The 16,071-nt window shown below is 61.7% G+C and carries 12 protein-coding genes and 1 tRNA gene; 3 read left to right on the top strand and 10 right to left on the bottom strand.

The window, feature by feature from the left end:
- Window positions 1–2: 2 nt before the first annotated feature.
- Window positions 3–557 (bottom strand): 50S ribosomal protein L21, encoded by a 555-nt coding sequence (rplU, locus tag ACZ52D_RS15995; RefSeq protein ID WP_222453054.1) that lies wholly within the window; start codon window positions 555–557, stop codon window positions 3–5.
- Window positions 558–779: 222 nt separating this feature from the next.
- Window positions 780–1,634, bottom strand: a complete 855-nt coding sequence (locus ACZ52D_RS15990) for a DUF2059 domain-containing protein (protein WP_464441950.1) — start codon at window positions 1,632–1,634, stop codon at window positions 780–782.
- Window positions 1,635–1,751: 117 nt separating this feature from the next.
- Here ACZ52D_RS15990 and ACZ52D_RS15985 point away from each other — a divergent pair.
- Window positions 1,752–1,841, top strand: a tRNA-Ser gene (locus ACZ52D_RS15985).
- 379 nt (window positions 1,842–2,220) lie between these two features.
- Here the strand turns inward: ACZ52D_RS15985 and ACZ52D_RS15980 are convergent.
- From ACZ52D_RS15980 to ACZ52D_RS15970, 3 genes are all read right to left on the bottom strand, one after another.
- Window positions 2,221–3,867, bottom strand: coding sequence for a BCCT family transporter (locus tag ACZ52D_RS15980; RefSeq protein ID WP_464441948.1), 1,647 nt, complete (start codon window positions 3,865–3,867; stop codon window positions 2,221–2,223).
- Between the two features lie 149 nt (window positions 3,868–4,016).
- Window positions 4,017–6,527 (bottom strand): CoA transferase, encoded by a 2,511-nt coding sequence (locus ACZ52D_RS15975; protein ID WP_464441946.1) that lies wholly within the window; start codon window positions 6,525–6,527, stop codon window positions 4,017–4,019.
- 27 nt (window positions 6,528–6,554) lie between these two features.
- A complete protein-coding gene (locus tag ACZ52D_RS15970) occupies window positions 6,555–8,219 on the bottom strand; it encodes a GMC family oxidoreductase (RefSeq protein ID WP_464441944.1) in 1,665 nt (554 codons plus the stop codon).
- A gap of 166 nt (window positions 8,220–8,385) precedes the next feature.
- On the opposite strand from ACZ52D_RS15970, the gene ACZ52D_RS15965 reads away from it, so the two are divergent.
- Window positions 8,386–9,294 carry a LysR family transcriptional regulator gene (locus ACZ52D_RS15965; protein ID WP_464441942.1) on the top strand — a complete coding sequence of 303 codons (909 nt, stop codon included), beginning with the start codon at window positions 8,386–8,388 and terminating at the stop codon, window positions 9,292–9,294.
- A gap of 69 nt (window positions 9,295–9,363) precedes the next feature.
- Here ACZ52D_RS15965 and ACZ52D_RS15960 read toward each other — a convergent pair whose 3' ends face one another.
- The 3 genes from ACZ52D_RS15960 to ACZ52D_RS15950 form a co-directional block, all read right to left on the bottom strand.
- Window positions 9,364–11,628: a xanthine dehydrogenase family protein molybdopterin-binding subunit gene (locus ACZ52D_RS15960; protein ID WP_464441940.1), complete on the bottom strand. Its 2,265-nt coding sequence runs from the start codon at window positions 11,626–11,628 to the stop codon at window positions 9,364–9,366.
- A 40-nt stretch (window positions 11,629–11,668) separates the two neighbouring features.
- Window positions 11,669–12,139 (bottom strand): (2Fe-2S)-binding protein, encoded by a 471-nt coding sequence (locus tag ACZ52D_RS15955; RefSeq protein WP_464441939.1) that lies wholly within the window; start codon window positions 12,137–12,139, stop codon window positions 11,669–11,671.
- A 313-nt stretch (window positions 12,140–12,452) separates the two neighbouring features.
- Entirely contained in the window at window positions 12,453–12,896 is a 444-nt protein-coding gene (locus tag ACZ52D_RS15950; protein WP_464441937.1) for a cupin domain-containing protein, read from the bottom strand.
- 110 nt (window positions 12,897–13,006) lie between these two features.
- Here ACZ52D_RS15950 and ACZ52D_RS15945 point away from each other — a divergent pair, with 110 nt between their 5' ends.
- Window positions 13,007–13,933 (top strand): LysR family transcriptional regulator, encoded by a 927-nt coding sequence (locus ACZ52D_RS15945; RefSeq protein ID WP_464441935.1) that lies wholly within the window; start codon window positions 13,007–13,009, stop codon window positions 13,931–13,933.
- Window positions 13,934–14,053: 120 nt separating this feature from the next.
- On the opposite strand, the gene ACZ52D_RS15940 is transcribed toward ACZ52D_RS15945, so the two are convergent.
- A complete protein-coding gene (locus tag ACZ52D_RS15940; protein ID WP_222453064.1) occupies window positions 14,054–15,115 on the bottom strand; it encodes a methyltetrahydrofolate cobalamin methyltransferase in 1,062 nt (353 codons plus the stop codon).
- Between the two features lie 9 nt (window positions 15,116–15,124).
- Entirely contained in the window at window positions 15,125–16,051 is a 927-nt protein-coding gene (locus ACZ52D_RS15935; RefSeq protein WP_369929467.1) for a methylenetetrahydrofolate reductase, read from the bottom strand.
- Window positions 16,052–16,071: the final 20 nt, after the last annotated feature.

Genomic DNA, 16,071 nt, shown 5'->3' with positions numbered 1-16,071 from the left:
CCTTAGCCTTTAGCCAGTTCTTTGGCTTGCTCAACCCACTCGGGCTTCACTTTGATTGCCTCGATACCAGCAATGTCGTCTTCGGACAAGGCTGCGATCTGGGCAAAGCTGGTGAGACCGGCTTCGTTCAGCTTCTTGGCGGCGGCAGGGCCTACGCCGGTCAGCTGGGTCAGGTCGTCGGCGCTCTCTGCTTTGGCAGCAGGAGCTGCCTTGGCTGCGGCTTTCGGGGCCGCTTTGGTTGCGCCCGACGCCAGGATCTCGGTGATCCGGACCAGGGTCAGCTTCTGACGGTGGCCGACGGTGCGCTTGGAGGAGTGCTTCCGGCGACGCTTGACGAAGTTGATGACCTTGTCACCTTTGATCTGGTCGATCACTTCTGCCTTCACAGCAGCGCCTTCGACCAGCGGAGCGCCAACAACAGGAGCGTCGCCGCCCAGCATCAGAACTTCGTCGAATTGGATGGTTTCGCCAGCATCAGCAGCCAGTTTTTCAACGCGGAGCACGTCGCCCGCCTGAACCTTGTACTGCTTGCCGCCAGTCTTGAGGACCGCAAACATATGCGTCTTTCCTTTTTCAACCGCGTCCTTCGGCCCCCTTGCGGGCGTTTTCGGCAGATGCCGCCTCGAACAGCGCGCCCGCGATGCGGGCGTATTACAAATGAATCCCGGCGCAGAGATTCCGAGCCGGGACTGCGGGCTTATGATCGAAAATCCACAAGCTGTCAACCCGTTTCTGCCGGTCCCCCGGCCCCGGGCCAAAAGGCTTAGAGGGCGCTGCGCTTATATATCCTGCGCGGGTGTGAGGTCTGCGAGACGGCGGGCCAGTTCCTCGAAGCGGTTTGCGGTGATTTCGTATTGCACCGCATTAAGCAGCTCGTAAACCTCCTGCATCTTTTCCTGTTCCAGTGCGGTCACGTACTGTTCCAGCTCTTCATCCGTGAAATCTTGGTAGGTATAGGCGGAACTCGCCAGCCCCGAGGCCTGCAGCTCAAGACGCATGGCGTCGGCCTGGTTGTCCAGCAACGCCCTCAATTCGTCTGCATCCAGTTCAAGGTCGATAACTCCGGCTGCGGTTGCAGCCATCAGGAAGCGAAACTGAATCTGCTGCACGGCCCGCACGCCGGTGTCGGCCGCATCGATCGCCCGCCCCATGCGTTGGAAAAGGACAAGCCGTTCGCTGCCGGACTTCACCAAATCCGCAATGATGCGGCTTCCGGCTTCCTGCTTGACCTCGTCGTCGGCCACCATGTGGGCGGCGTTTTCGGCGCGGACCAGGCGCTGGCCAAGGTCACTTGCATAGAATGCAGCGGCATGGTCGAGCGCTGCATCGTCCAGCGTTTCTACCAGAATGTCCTCGGCCATGCGACGCATGACAGCCGTGTCAAACACATCATCCGACAGGCGCCCCCACTGGTTCCCGAATGTGCCGACATCCAAACCCAACATCTGGGGTGCCGAAGCAGCGGACAGCGCGATGCTGTCCAGAGCGACGTCAAACCCGGTCACGTTGAGAAAGGTTGTCACGCGCTGACGATCAGCCGCCAGTGTCGCGGACGCGGCCAGAAGGCTCAGCAGCAACAACAGACCGGCACAGGCAAGGCGGAGCGTAGCGGGAAAGGAGTGTGATCTAAGCATATAGGGAACTTAGGTAAAAAAACGGGATCGGCAAAGGATTTCAGGTTTTTTTCGCAAACTGCCATTTCTCCCTTGCGCACTGTCGGAAACAACATTAAACCGCGCCTCACCCCCCGCGGAGAGGTGCCGGAGTGGTCGAACGGGGCGGTCTCGAAAACCGTTGTGGGTGCAAGCCCACCCAGGGTTCGAATCCCTGTCTCTCCGCCATTCCCCCCCCTGAGATCGCAAATAAATTCCGGCTCCTTATGTCTAGGATGATGGCTAGGTGTTCGGCATGGTTTGACCACGCCTCACCCGATCGGCCGTATGTATTCGCGCCAGCTGCCCTTCCATGCGGCCAAAGCGCCTATTCGGGTATCAGCAATCGGCGAAATCCATTCGGGCTGTGCGGGTCTCGTAGCTGATGTGGCTTTCGGTTGCAGAGGCCTAGTTTGCAATCCTCGTTAGAGCAGCGGCTATATCACTATATCAAAGGTCGCTTTCTGTCGTCGTGAGCGAGCCTGCGCGACTGAAATCGATGCATCCTGACAGCACGATGCCTACGCCACACGAGGTCGGCAGTTGCCAGCCTCGAGTGGCGAACATTTTACGCTTTCAAATGAAGGCTCTTCACGCCCCGGCGATCGCGGATCGCGTCCTTGATGATCGCTTTTGTCAGCGCCACGCACATCAGGAACATGACCAGGCTGAACGGCAACGCGCCGATCACCATGGCGGTCTTGATTGCCCCGAGACCGCCGACCAGCAGCAGGCCGCCAACTACGAGGCTCAGCGCGACGCCCCAGAACACGATATGCACGCGCCCTTTTGGGCTTTCCTCTCCGGCGGCGTTGATTGTGTTCACGATCAGGATCGCCGAGTCTGCCGTTGTTACCAGATAGGTCAGCAGCAGAACGACAACAATCGCCGCCATGATCCATGCCAGTCCGCTGCTCAGCATCAGGTCCAGCATGACGAACAACTGGCTCTCCTGCCCCGCGCCCGCGATCGCGTCGCCAGCCGCGCCGTTCAAAGTCATGTCGATGGCCGTGCCTCCGACAAGGGTGAACCAGACGAAGCACATCAGCGATGGCACGATGATCGCACCCAGCACATACTCACGGATGCTGCGCCCACGCGAGATCCGGGCCAGGAACACGCCGACAAAGGGTGCGAAGGCGATCCACCAAGCCCAGTAGAACACCGACCAGCCGCCTTGCCATGCGGCCAGGGCGTCACCGGTCTCGGTCCCGTCGGCGTGCCAGACCGTGAACAGCAGCGCGGGCAGTTCGATCACGTAGGCCACCAGCCCTGTCACCAACGCGTTCAGCCCGAAAAAGGTGGAGCCGAAGAGGATGAAGAAAGCCAGCAGGAAGAAGCTGAGCCCCATATTGAGGTTCGACAGCCACTTGATCCCCTTGCCCACGCCGGACAAGGCCGACAGAGTGGAGGCGCCAAGGATCACCACCAGCGCCAGCACGATACCGGCCGAACTCGGCTTGCCATCAGGCTGCACGATCCAGTCGCCAAGGCCCACGCGGTTGAGGCCGGCCACGAATTGCTCGACACCAAAGCCCAGTGTCTGCGCGACACCAAGTATGGTGGCGACAACGGCCACGATATCGACGACATGCCCCACAGGCCCGGACAGCCTTGCGCCAAAGAGCGGCACCAGCGCTGAGCGCACCGTCAGCGGCAGGTTCCGGCGATAAGAGAAATAGGCCAGCGACAGCCCGACAAGCGCATAGCAGGCCCAGGCCGAAAAGCCCCAGTGCAGGAACGACCAGACATAGGCGGCGGTCACGTTGTCCGCGGTCGATCCGGTGGTTTCGCCCATGATGACATTGGGGTTGGTCGCAAAGTGGTACATCGGCTCGGCGGTGGCAAAGGTCAGCATGCCGATGCCGATGCCTGCGCCGAACATCATGGAAAACCAAGAAAACCGCGAGAATTCCGGGCGATCCTCCGGCAGGCCCAGCTTCAGGCGTCCGGTGGTTGGCACCAGCGCGAGGCCAATGCAAAGCACCAGGAACAGCGCCACCACCCAGATGTACCAGCTGGCGAAGCTCTTGAGCAGCGCACCGTTCAGGGCATTCAATACTGCGGCGGCGTTGTCAGGCACCGTGATGGCCCAGACGATCAGCGCGCTGACCAGCAACTTGGACGGGATGGCGACGCTTTTGGCGAATCCGGAATAGAACCCGCGCTCCGCCGTCGCGATGTCCAGTTCCATCAGTGGGGGTTTGTTGGCCATGTCTCCTCCGTTATGGCTTGGGGGTCCGGGCTGCCTCCTCCTTTTGGCGCGCAACTGTTGCACGCCAGTGATGCGCCAGACCGTTCGGGATTTGCGGCACGCCGCAGAGCAACAAGGGAGGCATGTGCAGCCCCCCTTTGACAGTGCCCTCAGCTGGGCAGGTATTCGGCGCTCCAGCTCTCGCTAAGCTGGCCGGTCTCCAGCATCCGCGCGACGGCCGCATCGGAGTAGCCGAGGTCGCGCAGGATAGCCCGCGTCGAGGTGCCGAATTTTTCTGTCGGTGACAGGGCAAAGACTTTGCCGCGCGTGGGGCGCACCGCATAGGGATCCAGCTGGATCACCTCGTGACCGCTGGGGTGGTTGCTGTCTTGCGAGAAGGAATAGCTGCCCCGTTCGATGCCGGGCGTGCCATCCGCCTCGCGCAGGTTTTCAGAGCGCAGCGCGTCGATGTTGTTACAGATTGCACAGCCAATGTCTGCTGCGCGCAGGCGGGCGATCCATTCGGTCGCGGGTTGCGTCTGAAACGCGCCTGCGAGGTAGGTCGCACGGTCTTCTTCGGGCAAATCCGGCAGATCCGCCAAGTCGTCGACCTCGCGGAACCGGGGCAGATCCGTCTCATACGCGCACAGCAGGATGTAGACTCCCGAAGCGGTGCTGTAAAAACGGTGGAGCGGGCCGTAGCCGTTCGCTTCCGGGCCCGAAGGCTCGTCGAACAGTCCGCGCCCCCGGAAATCATAGGCAAAGGGCACCTGCAGCAAGCCGCTGTTGGCGCTGAGAGAGGTGCGGCCGCGTCCGATGCGGCCAAAGCGGTGTTTCTGATAGAGCGCCGCGGCCACGGCCAGCGCGCCGCCAAAGCCGCACATCACGTCAATGGTGCCCACGTGGGCGTGCTCCTCGGGGCGGTCCATAGCCCCGCCAAAGCGCAGCATGATGCCAGTGGCTGCCTGCACAAGATCGTCATAACCGATGTAATCCGTGCGGGTGCCGCGCCGCACGCCGCTGAAACAGTCCAGCTTGCAGAAGATCGCCTCCGGGTTCAGCTTGCGCAGGCTGTCGGCGTCCAGCCCCATGCGTTTGATCTGGTTGTCCGGCGCGTTCCAGAAGATCACGTCAACCGATTTCACCAGGTCTTCGAGCACCTTGCGCCCATGTTCTGATTTTACGTCGGCCAAGATCGACTTCTTGCCCCGGCCCTGGCTGAGCCCGTAGATCACGGTGTTCCAGCTGTCGTAGAGCGGCGTTGCCGGATCGAGCTTGATCACTTCTGCACCAAAGCGCGCCAGATAGCTGGCCGCATGCGGCCCCGCGATGACGTTGCACATGTCCAACACGCGCACGCCCGAGAGCCAACCCTCTTGGTCCAGCTTCTCTTTCGGGGCTGGTATGTCAGTCGGCAGCTTGCGCAGGACCGCCAGCGCCTCGTCAAAATCCACCCAGCGGCGCGGTTCGGGGTTCAGCGCCTCTTCGCCGCTTTCTTCCATCCAGACCACCGGGCCGGGTTGTGTCATCTCGCCGTACTCCGGGTCCGTGACGTCGATCATCAGCCCCGAGGTCTCGGCGTATTCGTCGTTGATCCATTCCTGCAGCCAGCGCTGCGGCGCGCCGGGGATGCCCGCGCGGCCAAACATCCGTTTCCACTCGTGCGATGTTCGGGTCAAGAAGACCTCTTTCATCCGCGCAGCGATCTTGTCGGCCCAGAACTTCGGCATCGGGTAAACACCGAGCGAGGTGTCCGAAACCCATTCAGACTGCGGCTTGTAGGTGTCCTCTTCTTCCTGCAGCCCCGCTTCGAGCATCTCGTCATAGAGGCCCAACACCTCGAGGCAGCGGCGCGCATGGTTCTTGTGGCTGGGGCAGACCACGTAGAACATCCGACCATCCTTGCACATGTAGCTGCGAAAGAACGGGTCCAGAAGCTCTTGGAGTTCCTCGTAGGACACGTTCATCGGCAGCCCCTCGACCCGGCGGCGCTCGATCTCGACCTCGCGCTGGGTCAGATACCGTTCCGGCATGTCCGAGACCTTGATCGAGTTGTAGCACAGCCCCTCCATCACGGCGGCGGCCAGCGGCACTTCGATCTGGTCGCCAAGTCCGGTTACCTGGCGGGATTGCAGAGCCAGCACTGTCGCGGATGCCGCGATCTGCGAGGCATAGGCCGAGGCCAGCGGCAGCGGCGAAAAGGACGGGTTCAGCCCCATCAGCACCCTGTTCAGCCCCATGTCGGTGAACACGCCGGAACTGGCCGCAACCACGCTTTCAAAGGCGCGCTGCTCGCGCCGCTCCAGATCGTTCGAGGCAAACCCGGGGATCGACAGCGTGATCAGCTCGGGGCGCTCCTCGCGCATGGCGGCAAAATCAATGCCGAGCGCGGCCAGCTTGCCGGGGCGGAAGTTCTCGACAATGATATCGGCTTCGGCACAGAGCGCGCGGGCCTGCGCCAGGCCTGCCTCGGACTTGAGGTCCAGGTTCACGATCAGCTTGTTGCGCATCAGGGTCGCATTCGCCGGGCTGTCCCACATCGGCCCGTCGGGCGGGTCGATATGCACGACGGTCGCGCCAAGATCGCCCAGCAGCATCGCCACGGCAGGCCCGGCGATGTACTGCCCGAAATCGACCACTTTGACCCCGCGCAGGGGCAGGTTGGAAAACGATGAACGCATTTGTTTCTCCGTCAGGAAGATGTGCGATTAGTGTCCGGCCAAGATCCAGCGCGCTGCCTTTTCCGCGATCATCAAGGTCGGGGAATTGGTGTTGCCGCTGGTGATCTCTGGCATGATGCTGGCATCGACGACACGCAGATCGGCCACGCCCTTGAGGCGCAGATGCGGGTCCAGAACGGCGCTGTCATCGTCCTCGCGGCCCATTTTCACTGTGCCGACAGGGTGAAAGATCGTATTGGCAATGTCGCCGGCCAGCTTGGCGAGGTCCTCGTCGCTCTGGTACTGGACACCCGGTTTGAACTCCTCGGGCTCGTAGCTTGCCATCGCGGGCCGGGACATGATTTCACGCACTTGCCGCAGGCTGTCGGCAGCGACCTTGCGATCGTCTTCCGTGGCGAGGTAGTTGGGCGAGATCAGCGGCGCATCGCGGAAGTCGGCCGAGCGGATGCGCACGTGCCCCCTGCTCGTCGGGTTCAGGTTGCAGACACTGACCGTCATAGCCGGGAAGGCATGCAGCGGCTCGCCAAAGGCATCGAGGCTGAGCGGTTGCACGTGATATTCAAGGTTTGCATGAGGCCGGTTCGGGTCGGAGCGGGTGAATGCGCCCAATTGGCTGGGCGCCATGCTCATCGGGCCGGATCGTTTCAGCGCATATTCCGCGCCGATCTTCGCCTTTCCAAAGAGATTATTCGCCAGAGTGTTGAGCGTGCGGGTTCCGTTCACCTTGTAGACCGCGCGGATTTGCAGGTGGTCCTGAAGGTTCTCGCCGACGGGTGCGTCGCGCAGAACCTCGATGCCATGCTCGCGCAGCAGATCCGCCGGACCAATGCCGGACAGTTGCAGGACCTGCGGCGAGTTGACGGCCCCTGCCGACAGTACGGTCTCGCGCCGGGCTTTCACGTCAACGACGTTTCCCTTGCGATCGACCCGTGCACCGGTGCAGCGCAGCGCGCCGTTGGCGTCTTTGTCAAAGGTCAGCTTCTGGACCTGTGCCTCGGTCCAGACCGTCAGGTTGCGCCGTGCCCGGGCGGGTTTCAGGAATGCCTTGGAGGTATTCCAGCGCCAGCCGGACCGCTGGTTTACATCGAAATAGCCAACACCCGCGTTGTCGCCGCTGTTGAAATCGTCGGTTTTGGCGATCCCCGCCTCTTCCGCGGCATCGGCAAAGCTGTCCAGCACGTCCCAGCGCAGGCGTTGCTTTTCGACCCGCCACTCGCCGCCATGGCCATGCAGGTCGGAAAAACGCTCGTTGTCGCCCACCTTCGGGTCGGCACCATTGTCCAGCTTGTAGTGGTTTTCGTGCGCTTTGAAATCGCGCAGAGCCCCCTCCCAGGACCAGTCGTCTTCGCCGGTCAGCGCGGCCCAATTGTCATAGTCGCGGGCCTGACCGCGCATGTAGATCATGCCGTTGATTGACGAACAGCCGCCCAGCGTCTTGCCGCGCGGGTAGCGCAGGCTGCGCCCATTCAGGCCCTTGTCGGCCTCGGTGTTGTACATCCAGTCGGTGCGCGGGTTGCCGATGCAGTACAGGTAGCCGACAGGCACGTGAATCCACGGGTAGCTGTCGGCCTTGCCAGCCTCCAGCAGCAGGACCCGATTGGCTGGATCAGCACTCAGGCGGTTGGCCAGAAGGCAGCCCGCGGAGCCGCCTCCAATCACGATAAAGTCGAACTCGGTTGCCATTCCTGCCATGTCGTCCCTCACCTTTCGAGCGGGGCATCCATCGCCGCCGAACCGCCCCCGAAACGGGGCTGTCGGGGCAAAGGCGCTGCCCTGCGTATCTCCGGGTTCCGGTTTAGTAAGGCCGGGAGCACATTCCCAATGACATATATCTCTGACTGATATTAAGTTTCGTAATATGGAAAGATTCTCGAACCTGAACAGCATCCTCGCCTTTGTCACAGTGGCCCGGGAAGGCAGCGTTTCCCGCGCGGCAGAGGTATTGAACCTCACGCAACCGGCGATCAGTCACCAGATCAAGCGCCTCAGCGAAGAAACCGGCGTCACTTTCTTCAAGCGGGCGCCACACGGGCTGTACCTGACCTCTGATGGCAAGGCGCTGCTGCCCAAGGCAGAGGCCGTCCTGAGCGCCATGGCCGAGTTCCGGCAAAGCGCCAGCGGACGGGTCGGACAGGTTGCAGGGGCACTGCGCATCGGGACGATCGTGGACCCGGAATTCATCCGGCTGGGCCGCCTGCTGAGCCAGCTCGGGAAGGCGCACCCCGGCATCACCACGGAACTGGTGCACGGGATCAGCGGTGAAATTCTGGAGAAACTCCGTCGCCGCCAGATCGACGCCGGTTTCTACCTGACAGATCCCGGCGCGGTTGATGATATTGCCTCGGCCGACGGGATGCAGGTCAAGGTTCTGGCCAGCTTCAATTACCGCATCATTGCGCCCGCCGGATGGGAGGCCCGGGTCGCCGCCGCCAGTTGGCCCGAGCTGGCGGCGCTGCCATGGATCGGCACGACCGGGGTGTCCGTTCACAACCGGCTGCTGAGCCGGATCTTTGCGCAACACGATTGCACTCAGAACGTGGTCGCCTTGGTCGATCACGAGGCATCAATGCTGGAGATGGTTCGCGCAGGTGTCGGCCTATGCCTGTGTCGTGAAACTATTGCCTTGGATCAGCAACATTCCTTCGGGCTCAGCCTGTGCGAAACTCAAAGCGTACCGGCCTGCCTGGTGATGCTGACACCGCAGGCACTCAAGTCAACTCCGGTCGTCGCGGCGCTGTTTGAGCAACTTGCCACCGTATGGGGCTGACCGAACGCGCGCCCACGTACTCCAACCCGATGTTTGGGCGGGCGCAGGGAAATGCGCCCGCCCATATCGTCAGCCTTTCAACGCGGAAAGGATCGCATCCGCGGTGATGGGCAAATGGCGGACCCGCGCGCCTGAAGCATTGAAGATCGCGTTGGCAATGGCCGGGGCAACGACCGTGGTGCCTGGCTCCCCGAGACCAACGGGAACCTCGCTGCTCTCGACAAATTCGATCTCCATCTCCGGCACATCCTCCAGCCGCAGCGGTGTGTAGGCGCCGAGGTTGAGATCGACCACATTGCCGTTTTCAATCCGGGTGCCTTCATGCAGCGCCATGGAAAGCCCCCACAGTGCGGCACCTTCGCATTGTGCCCGCGCGCCGTCCGGATCCACGACGGTCCCGCAGTCAAAGGCCAACCACATCTTCTGGACATCGACCTCGCCGGTTTCAGTGTCCACTGCCAGTTGCACAGCCGTAGCGGTCCAGGTCGGCATGGTGCGAGATTGGCCAAAAGTGGTCGCCAGACCAATCGCCGTTCCCTCTGGCAGCTCGCGCTTGCCGTAGCCAGACATCTCGGCCACCCGGCGCAGAACGGCTGCCTGCCGCGATGCACCACCAACCGGGTTCGGCGCAGAGCCAGCGTTGATGCCCTCTGCCTTCAAATGGTCGAGCCGGAACTGCAGCGGATCGGCACCAACCTTGTGCGCGGCCTCATCCATGAAGCTTTCAACCGCAAAATTGGTCCAGCCCGGACCGACCGACCGCAACCAGCCAGGCCGGAAGGTCTGGTTGGCCAGGTCGTTGGAGATGGCCCGCACCCGATGAGCCCCAACCGAGTACCAGTGGTCGGCACCATCGATGGCAAAGGGGTCGAAAGGCTCTCCGTTCACCCCTTTCGGCATGAACCCGGGCGCCAGCACCTGCGTCGGCCACCCCGCGGCGGCATGGTGCTCCATCGCGATGACGTCCTGACCATCGTCGAAGGCCATTCGCAGCTTTTGTACCGACGGCGAGCGGATGCTGTCGAACTGGACATCCTCCTCGCGGGCAAAGACCAGCTTGACCGGTTTGCCCACCGCTTTGGATGCAAGCGCAGCAGGGACAATGTAGTCGCCGTTCAAACGCCGCCCGAAGCCGCCGCCCAGCATGTAGCTGCGCATGACAATCTTGTCGGCGGGCACTTCCAACGCGGTTGCCAGCGTCGGCAGGATCAGGGATTGCCACTGGTTGCCCGCATGCACTTCCCAGATGCCATCTGCATTCTGGAACACGGTGGCATTCACCGGCTCCATCTGGAAGTGAAGCACCGACTGAGTGGTATATTCGGCCTCCAACGTGTCCGTAGCGGCGTCAAATGCCGCCGACGTATCGGGCTGCTCCGTCGGCAGGACCGCGCCCGCATCGCTCTCGATCAGCTGCCGCGCGCGCGCCTGGATATCCTCCTCCGACACATCGGCGGTGTCACCTGGCGTCCAATCGATCTCGATCTCGTAGGACGCTGAGCGCGCCGCATGGAGGCTGGTACCCAGAACGACCGCCCAGCCCGGAACCGTGCCCGACGGGTCATCAAGCACCACCGTTTCGAGATAACCCTTGATGGATTTCGCGGCACTGTCATCTACGGAAATCACCTTGGACCCATAGCGTGTCGGCGGCAGCATGGGCACGGCATAGATCATGCCGTCGACCTTGGCATCGAGCCCGTAAATCGCCTGGCCGGTGGTTTTCGTGTCGAGATCCAAGGGATGCACGTCCTGGCCCACCAGCCGCAAGTCGGCATGGGGCTTCAGGGGCAGCGCGGCAAGCTCTTCTTCGGTAAAGCTCCGCTCCAGCCCTTCGGCAACGAGCGTACCATAGGTGATCTCGCGGCTACCATCCGAGATTACACCGTCGCGTGCGGTCAGCGATGCGGCATCAACACCCCATTTGGCTGCGGCGGCCTCGATCAGCGCAATCCGGCCGGCGGCACCGGCCTGACGGTAGACAGGCCAGCTTTGCCAGACCGACCAGCTTCCGCCGGTGACCATAAGGCCCCATTTTTCATGGGTGTCGACATGGGTAATCTGAACCTTCTCCCATGCGACCTCCAATTCATCCGCCAGGATCCGCGCAATGGCCGTCCCCACGTGTTGACCCATTTCCGCGCGGATGATGTTGACGTTGACTTGGCCGTCGGCGTCAATCCAATACCACATTGAGGGTTCGAAAACCCGGCCATCGGCTGCCACGGGCGCTCCATCCGGCACGGCTGGGTTCATCGCGGCATCCGATGTGCGCGGGAAGCCGAACGCGACCCCGGCGGCGGTCATCGAGACGAGGAAACCGCGCCGGGTCATTTGGGGTTTGGTCTGGGCGTTTGCAAGACGAGACAACAGGTTAGCCATTGTTGGACCCTCCCATGGCGATGGCCGCTTCCCGCACGGCTTGACGGATACGGGTGTATGTCATGCAACGGCACAGGTTGCCGGTCATGACGGCGTCGATGTCCTCGTCGCTCGGGTTCGGGGTATCTTTGAGAAGCGAAGCCGCCTGCATGATCTGGCCCGACTGGCAATAGCCGCATTGCGGGACTCGCAGGTTGCGCCAAGCTTCCTGAACCGGGTGGTTGCCGTCCTCGTCCAGGCCTTCGATGGTTGTCACCGAAAGCCCTTCGACATCCGACAGATAGGTGATGCAGGAACGCGCGGCGGAGCCATCGATATGCACGGTGCAGGCCCCGCAGGCCCCTATTCCACAGCCGAATTTGGTGCCGGTGAGACCAAGCTCATCTCGGATCGCCCACAGCAGCGGCGTGTCCGGATCGGCGTCTACAGAAACCTGCCGTCCGTTCAGTTCGAATTCTATCATGGAGTCGTTGTCCCTTGGGATGTATTTACCTGGGGGAGCGCGTTCAGCTGCCCTAACTAGAGCAGCCCAAGTATGTCTCATCGCATGGATTTGAAGACGTCGGCGCGAAAATTCACAAAAAAGTTAGGGCGCAAATAAGGCGGTGTTTTCGCCAAAAAATAAAACGCCGTGGTTATCTCGTCGGCCTGTGCACCGGGTGCGAGGAACAATGGTTTTCCCAACCCAATTTCGAGAGGGGGCGAAAATGACACCCCCTCCACCGGCGCGCGCCGCCGCGGTTTTTACAATTCTTCCGGGATGCCCTCGCCAACCGTCAGTCGAGAGGAGGTCCGGTGAAGACGAGGTTGTGGCGCTTGGCGGCTTCCTCAATCGCGGGCATATCAGCCGGAATCTGGAAACTTCCGGCAGCCATTTCGACGAAGAATTGCTCGAACCCACCTGGTGTCAGGATGACCAGATGCCGTGACGGTTCCGTCCCGACCACCTTGAACGTGTGGTTGGTTCCGCGCGGTATGAAGACGCTCTGGCCCGGGCCCGCGAGGGTCTCTTCACCGTCGATCCAGATCTTGCAGGTGCCGGAAAGGATGACAAAAGTCTCATCCTCCTTTTCGTGGACGTGACGCGGCGGGCCGCTTCCCACGGGCGACAGACTGTCGACAATGGACAGCGTGCCACCGCTTTGCGACGGTGAGAGGATGGTCTTGTATTGAACGCCGAGCCACTCGATCGTCTCGGGCTTTGCAGTCAGGTCCATCATCGTTTCACTCCTTGCTGGGGCCTGAAACGAAAGCGCTTTCGTGCGACAAAGCATAACGTCGCGACACGGTATCGACCAAACCGCATTCCGCGATATAAGATATCGCCCAGATGAATTTCGCGACCTTTGATCTCAACCTGCTGCGCGTGTTGGACGCGATGTTCCGCGAAGGCTCGACGGTAAAAGCTGCTGAGCGGCTGGGGCTGTCACAGTCCGCGGTGTCCGGCGGCCTGTCGCGTCTGCGCCATGCGCTCGGCGATCCGCTCTTTATCCGGCAAGGGAACAGGCTCGTAGCCACTGACTATGCCGCGGGTCTTCGGGAGCCGCTCCGGCAGCAGCTCGAGCACATCGAAGCCATGCTGGCGCCACCGGTGCCCTTCGAGCCGACGACCGCCGAGGGGACCTTCCGGATCGCTGGAAGTGATTTTTTCGCCGAGATGCTGATGCCCGCACTTGGCGATCTCTTGCAACGCAAAGCACCGGGCATTCGCGCGCAACTCGTTGATCTGGTACCACAAGACTACATCGCCAGTCTGGAGCGCAGAAATGCGGATGTGGCCTTGATCCCGGATACGAGCGTGCCCGGATGGGTCCGCCGGGAGACGCTGTTTCGCTCCCCCTTCCACGTCATTGCCAGAGCTGCAAACCCCGGCATTCGCGGCCTGTCGGATGGGCAGGTCATGCCAATGGAGATATTTTGCGCGCTGCACCACGTGCTGTTTTCGCCCGAAGGAAACCTAGCTGCGATGGGCGATGCCGCACTGGAACGGGTCGGCAAGAGGCGGCATGTCGCGCTGACGGTTCCGGTTTTTTCAGGCGTGTGTCGCGTAGTTCGTGAAAGTGATCTGATTGCCCTCGTACCGGCCCAATTGGCGGCGGATATGGCAAGGACCTATGATCTCAAGATCTTTGCGCCACCGATGGAGATAGAGCCACCTGTCATCGTGGGTATCTGGAACCGACGGTTCGATACCGCGCAACTTGCGAAATGGGTTCGAGAGCAGACATTCACGCTCTTGCGGAAGCTGGATATGTGACGACGCTGCGTAGTCTGAAACCGGATCGATCGCCGCAAGTTATCTCTGCTGCTCGCGTCTCATCAGCACAAGAAAAGCCGGGGATTGTCCCCGGCTTCGCTATCCCTTTGGCGGCCAGTCTCAGGCGCGACGGCGACGGCTTCCGGCGCGACCACCGCGGCCCCTGCCCTCGGTGCCGGCGGCTGCCGGTGCCTTGTTGGCCTTGATCCACTCACCGCCATGCGGGTCATTGTTGGTGAGCAGGTTGGCGGCGCGGATCGCTTCCATTTCAGACCCCGCACGCGGTTTGGTGGAGCCCATGCCGAACAGGGTCACGAAAGTTTCGTCATCCATGCCGTCCGGCAGCACGATGCCGGCGGCTTCGACTTCGGCCTTCTTCTCCGCGATTTTCTTTTGCGTCACCGGCAGCGCGACCGGGTTCATGATCGCGGATGTCATGCCAGCGGCCATTGCCATCGGCAGGAAGGCGTTGTTGATCCCATGCCGGTTCGGCAGACCGAAGGAGATGTTGGACGCACCGCATGTGGTGTTGACACCCAGTTCTTCACGCAGACGACGAACAAGGGCAAACACCTGCTGGCCGGCGGTGGCCATGGCACCGATCGGCATGACCAGAGGATCGACCACGATGTCATGTGCCGGGATGCCGAAATCGGCAGCGCGCTCGACAATCTTCTTGGCCACGGCGAAACGGACGTCGGGGTCTTCGGAGATGCCGGTGTCATCGTTAGAAATGGCAACAACCGGGACATTGTATTTCTTGACCAGCGGCAGAACGATTTCCAGGCGCTCTTCCTCACCGGTGACCGAGTTCAGAAGCGGACGTCCCTCGGCTGCGGCGAGACCGGCTTCCAAGGCGGCAGGCACGGAGGAGTCGATGCACAGCGGCACATCGGTCAGGCCCTGAACCAGCTCGATCAGCTTGGTCATGAGCGGCGGTTCGGTCTCGTTGGGGTTGGGGTTGGAGTTGTAAACCACACCCGCGTTGACATCGAGAATGTTGGCGCCTGCCATGACCTGGGCCAGCGCGTCTTGTTCCACGGTGGAAAAATCGCCGGCTTCCAGCTCGGCCGCCAGTTTCTTGCGACCGGTGGGGTTGATGCGCTCTCCGATCACGCAGAAAGGCTCGTCAAAGCCCAGGATCGCGGTTTTGGTTTTTGATTCTACGACTGTACGGGTCATTGTTGATCCTTAGGAGTTGACCGGCTTCGCCGCGGCGCCGCCGTTGTTGATTGCCCAGGTGGCGTTGGTCTTGATGCCGCCCAGCGGGAAGAAATGAACGTTGGTGATGTTGAAGTCCGGGTTCGCGGCCTTGTGCGCCGCCAGCTCTGCGACGACCTCTGTCGGCTCGTAGGGCAGCAGCAGCTTGGACACATCCATGGCACGTTTCTGCAGCACCTTCAGCGACGGGCCCACGCCGCAGGCGATCGCGAACTTGATCAGCGTCTGCAGCTTGGCGGGACCGGCGATGCCGATGTGGATCGGAATGTCGACGCCCGCTTCCTTGATGCTGTTGGCCCATTCGATGATCGGCTTGGCTTCGAATGCGAATTGCGTGGCCAGGGCCATTTTCGCGTCGGTGCGCTCGGAGAATTTCTGCTTCCACAGAAGCGCTTCGAGGACGTTCTTGGTTGAACCGTCGGGATCGATATCCTTGTTGCCCTCGGGGTGACCCGCGACATGTAGATTGGTGAAGCCTGCCTTGTCGAACAGCCCGGTCTCCAAAAGCTGCATCGAGCTGTGGAAATCACCATGCGGTTTGGCCACACCACCGGCCAGCAGCAGGGCCTGCTTTACATCCGCCTCACCCTGGTAGCGGGCGATCCAGTCCGCCAGGGTCGCCTCATCCTGGATGATGCGGGCCGGGAAATGCGGCATCACCGGGAAGCCTTCCGCGTTCAGTCGCTTGGCCGTGGCCACCATTTCCTCGATCGGGGTGCCTTCGATATGCGCGATGTAGACGCGGGTATCGGCCGGCAGCAGATCGCGGAAGTTCTCGACCTTCGCGGCAGTGCGCGGCATCACTTCGATCGAGTAGCCCTGCAGGAAGGCTTCAACCTCGGGGCTGACGGGCTGGGCCGCGCCGGTGTCACGTTTCTTGAAGTTCAGCAAAGCCATCGCGGCCTCCCATAATGGTG

This window comes from Leisingera sp. S2M4 (assembly GCF_055398055.1).
Note: the sequence above shows the minus strand (reverse complement) of the source record. Positions and strands in the feature narration are given on the sequence as shown.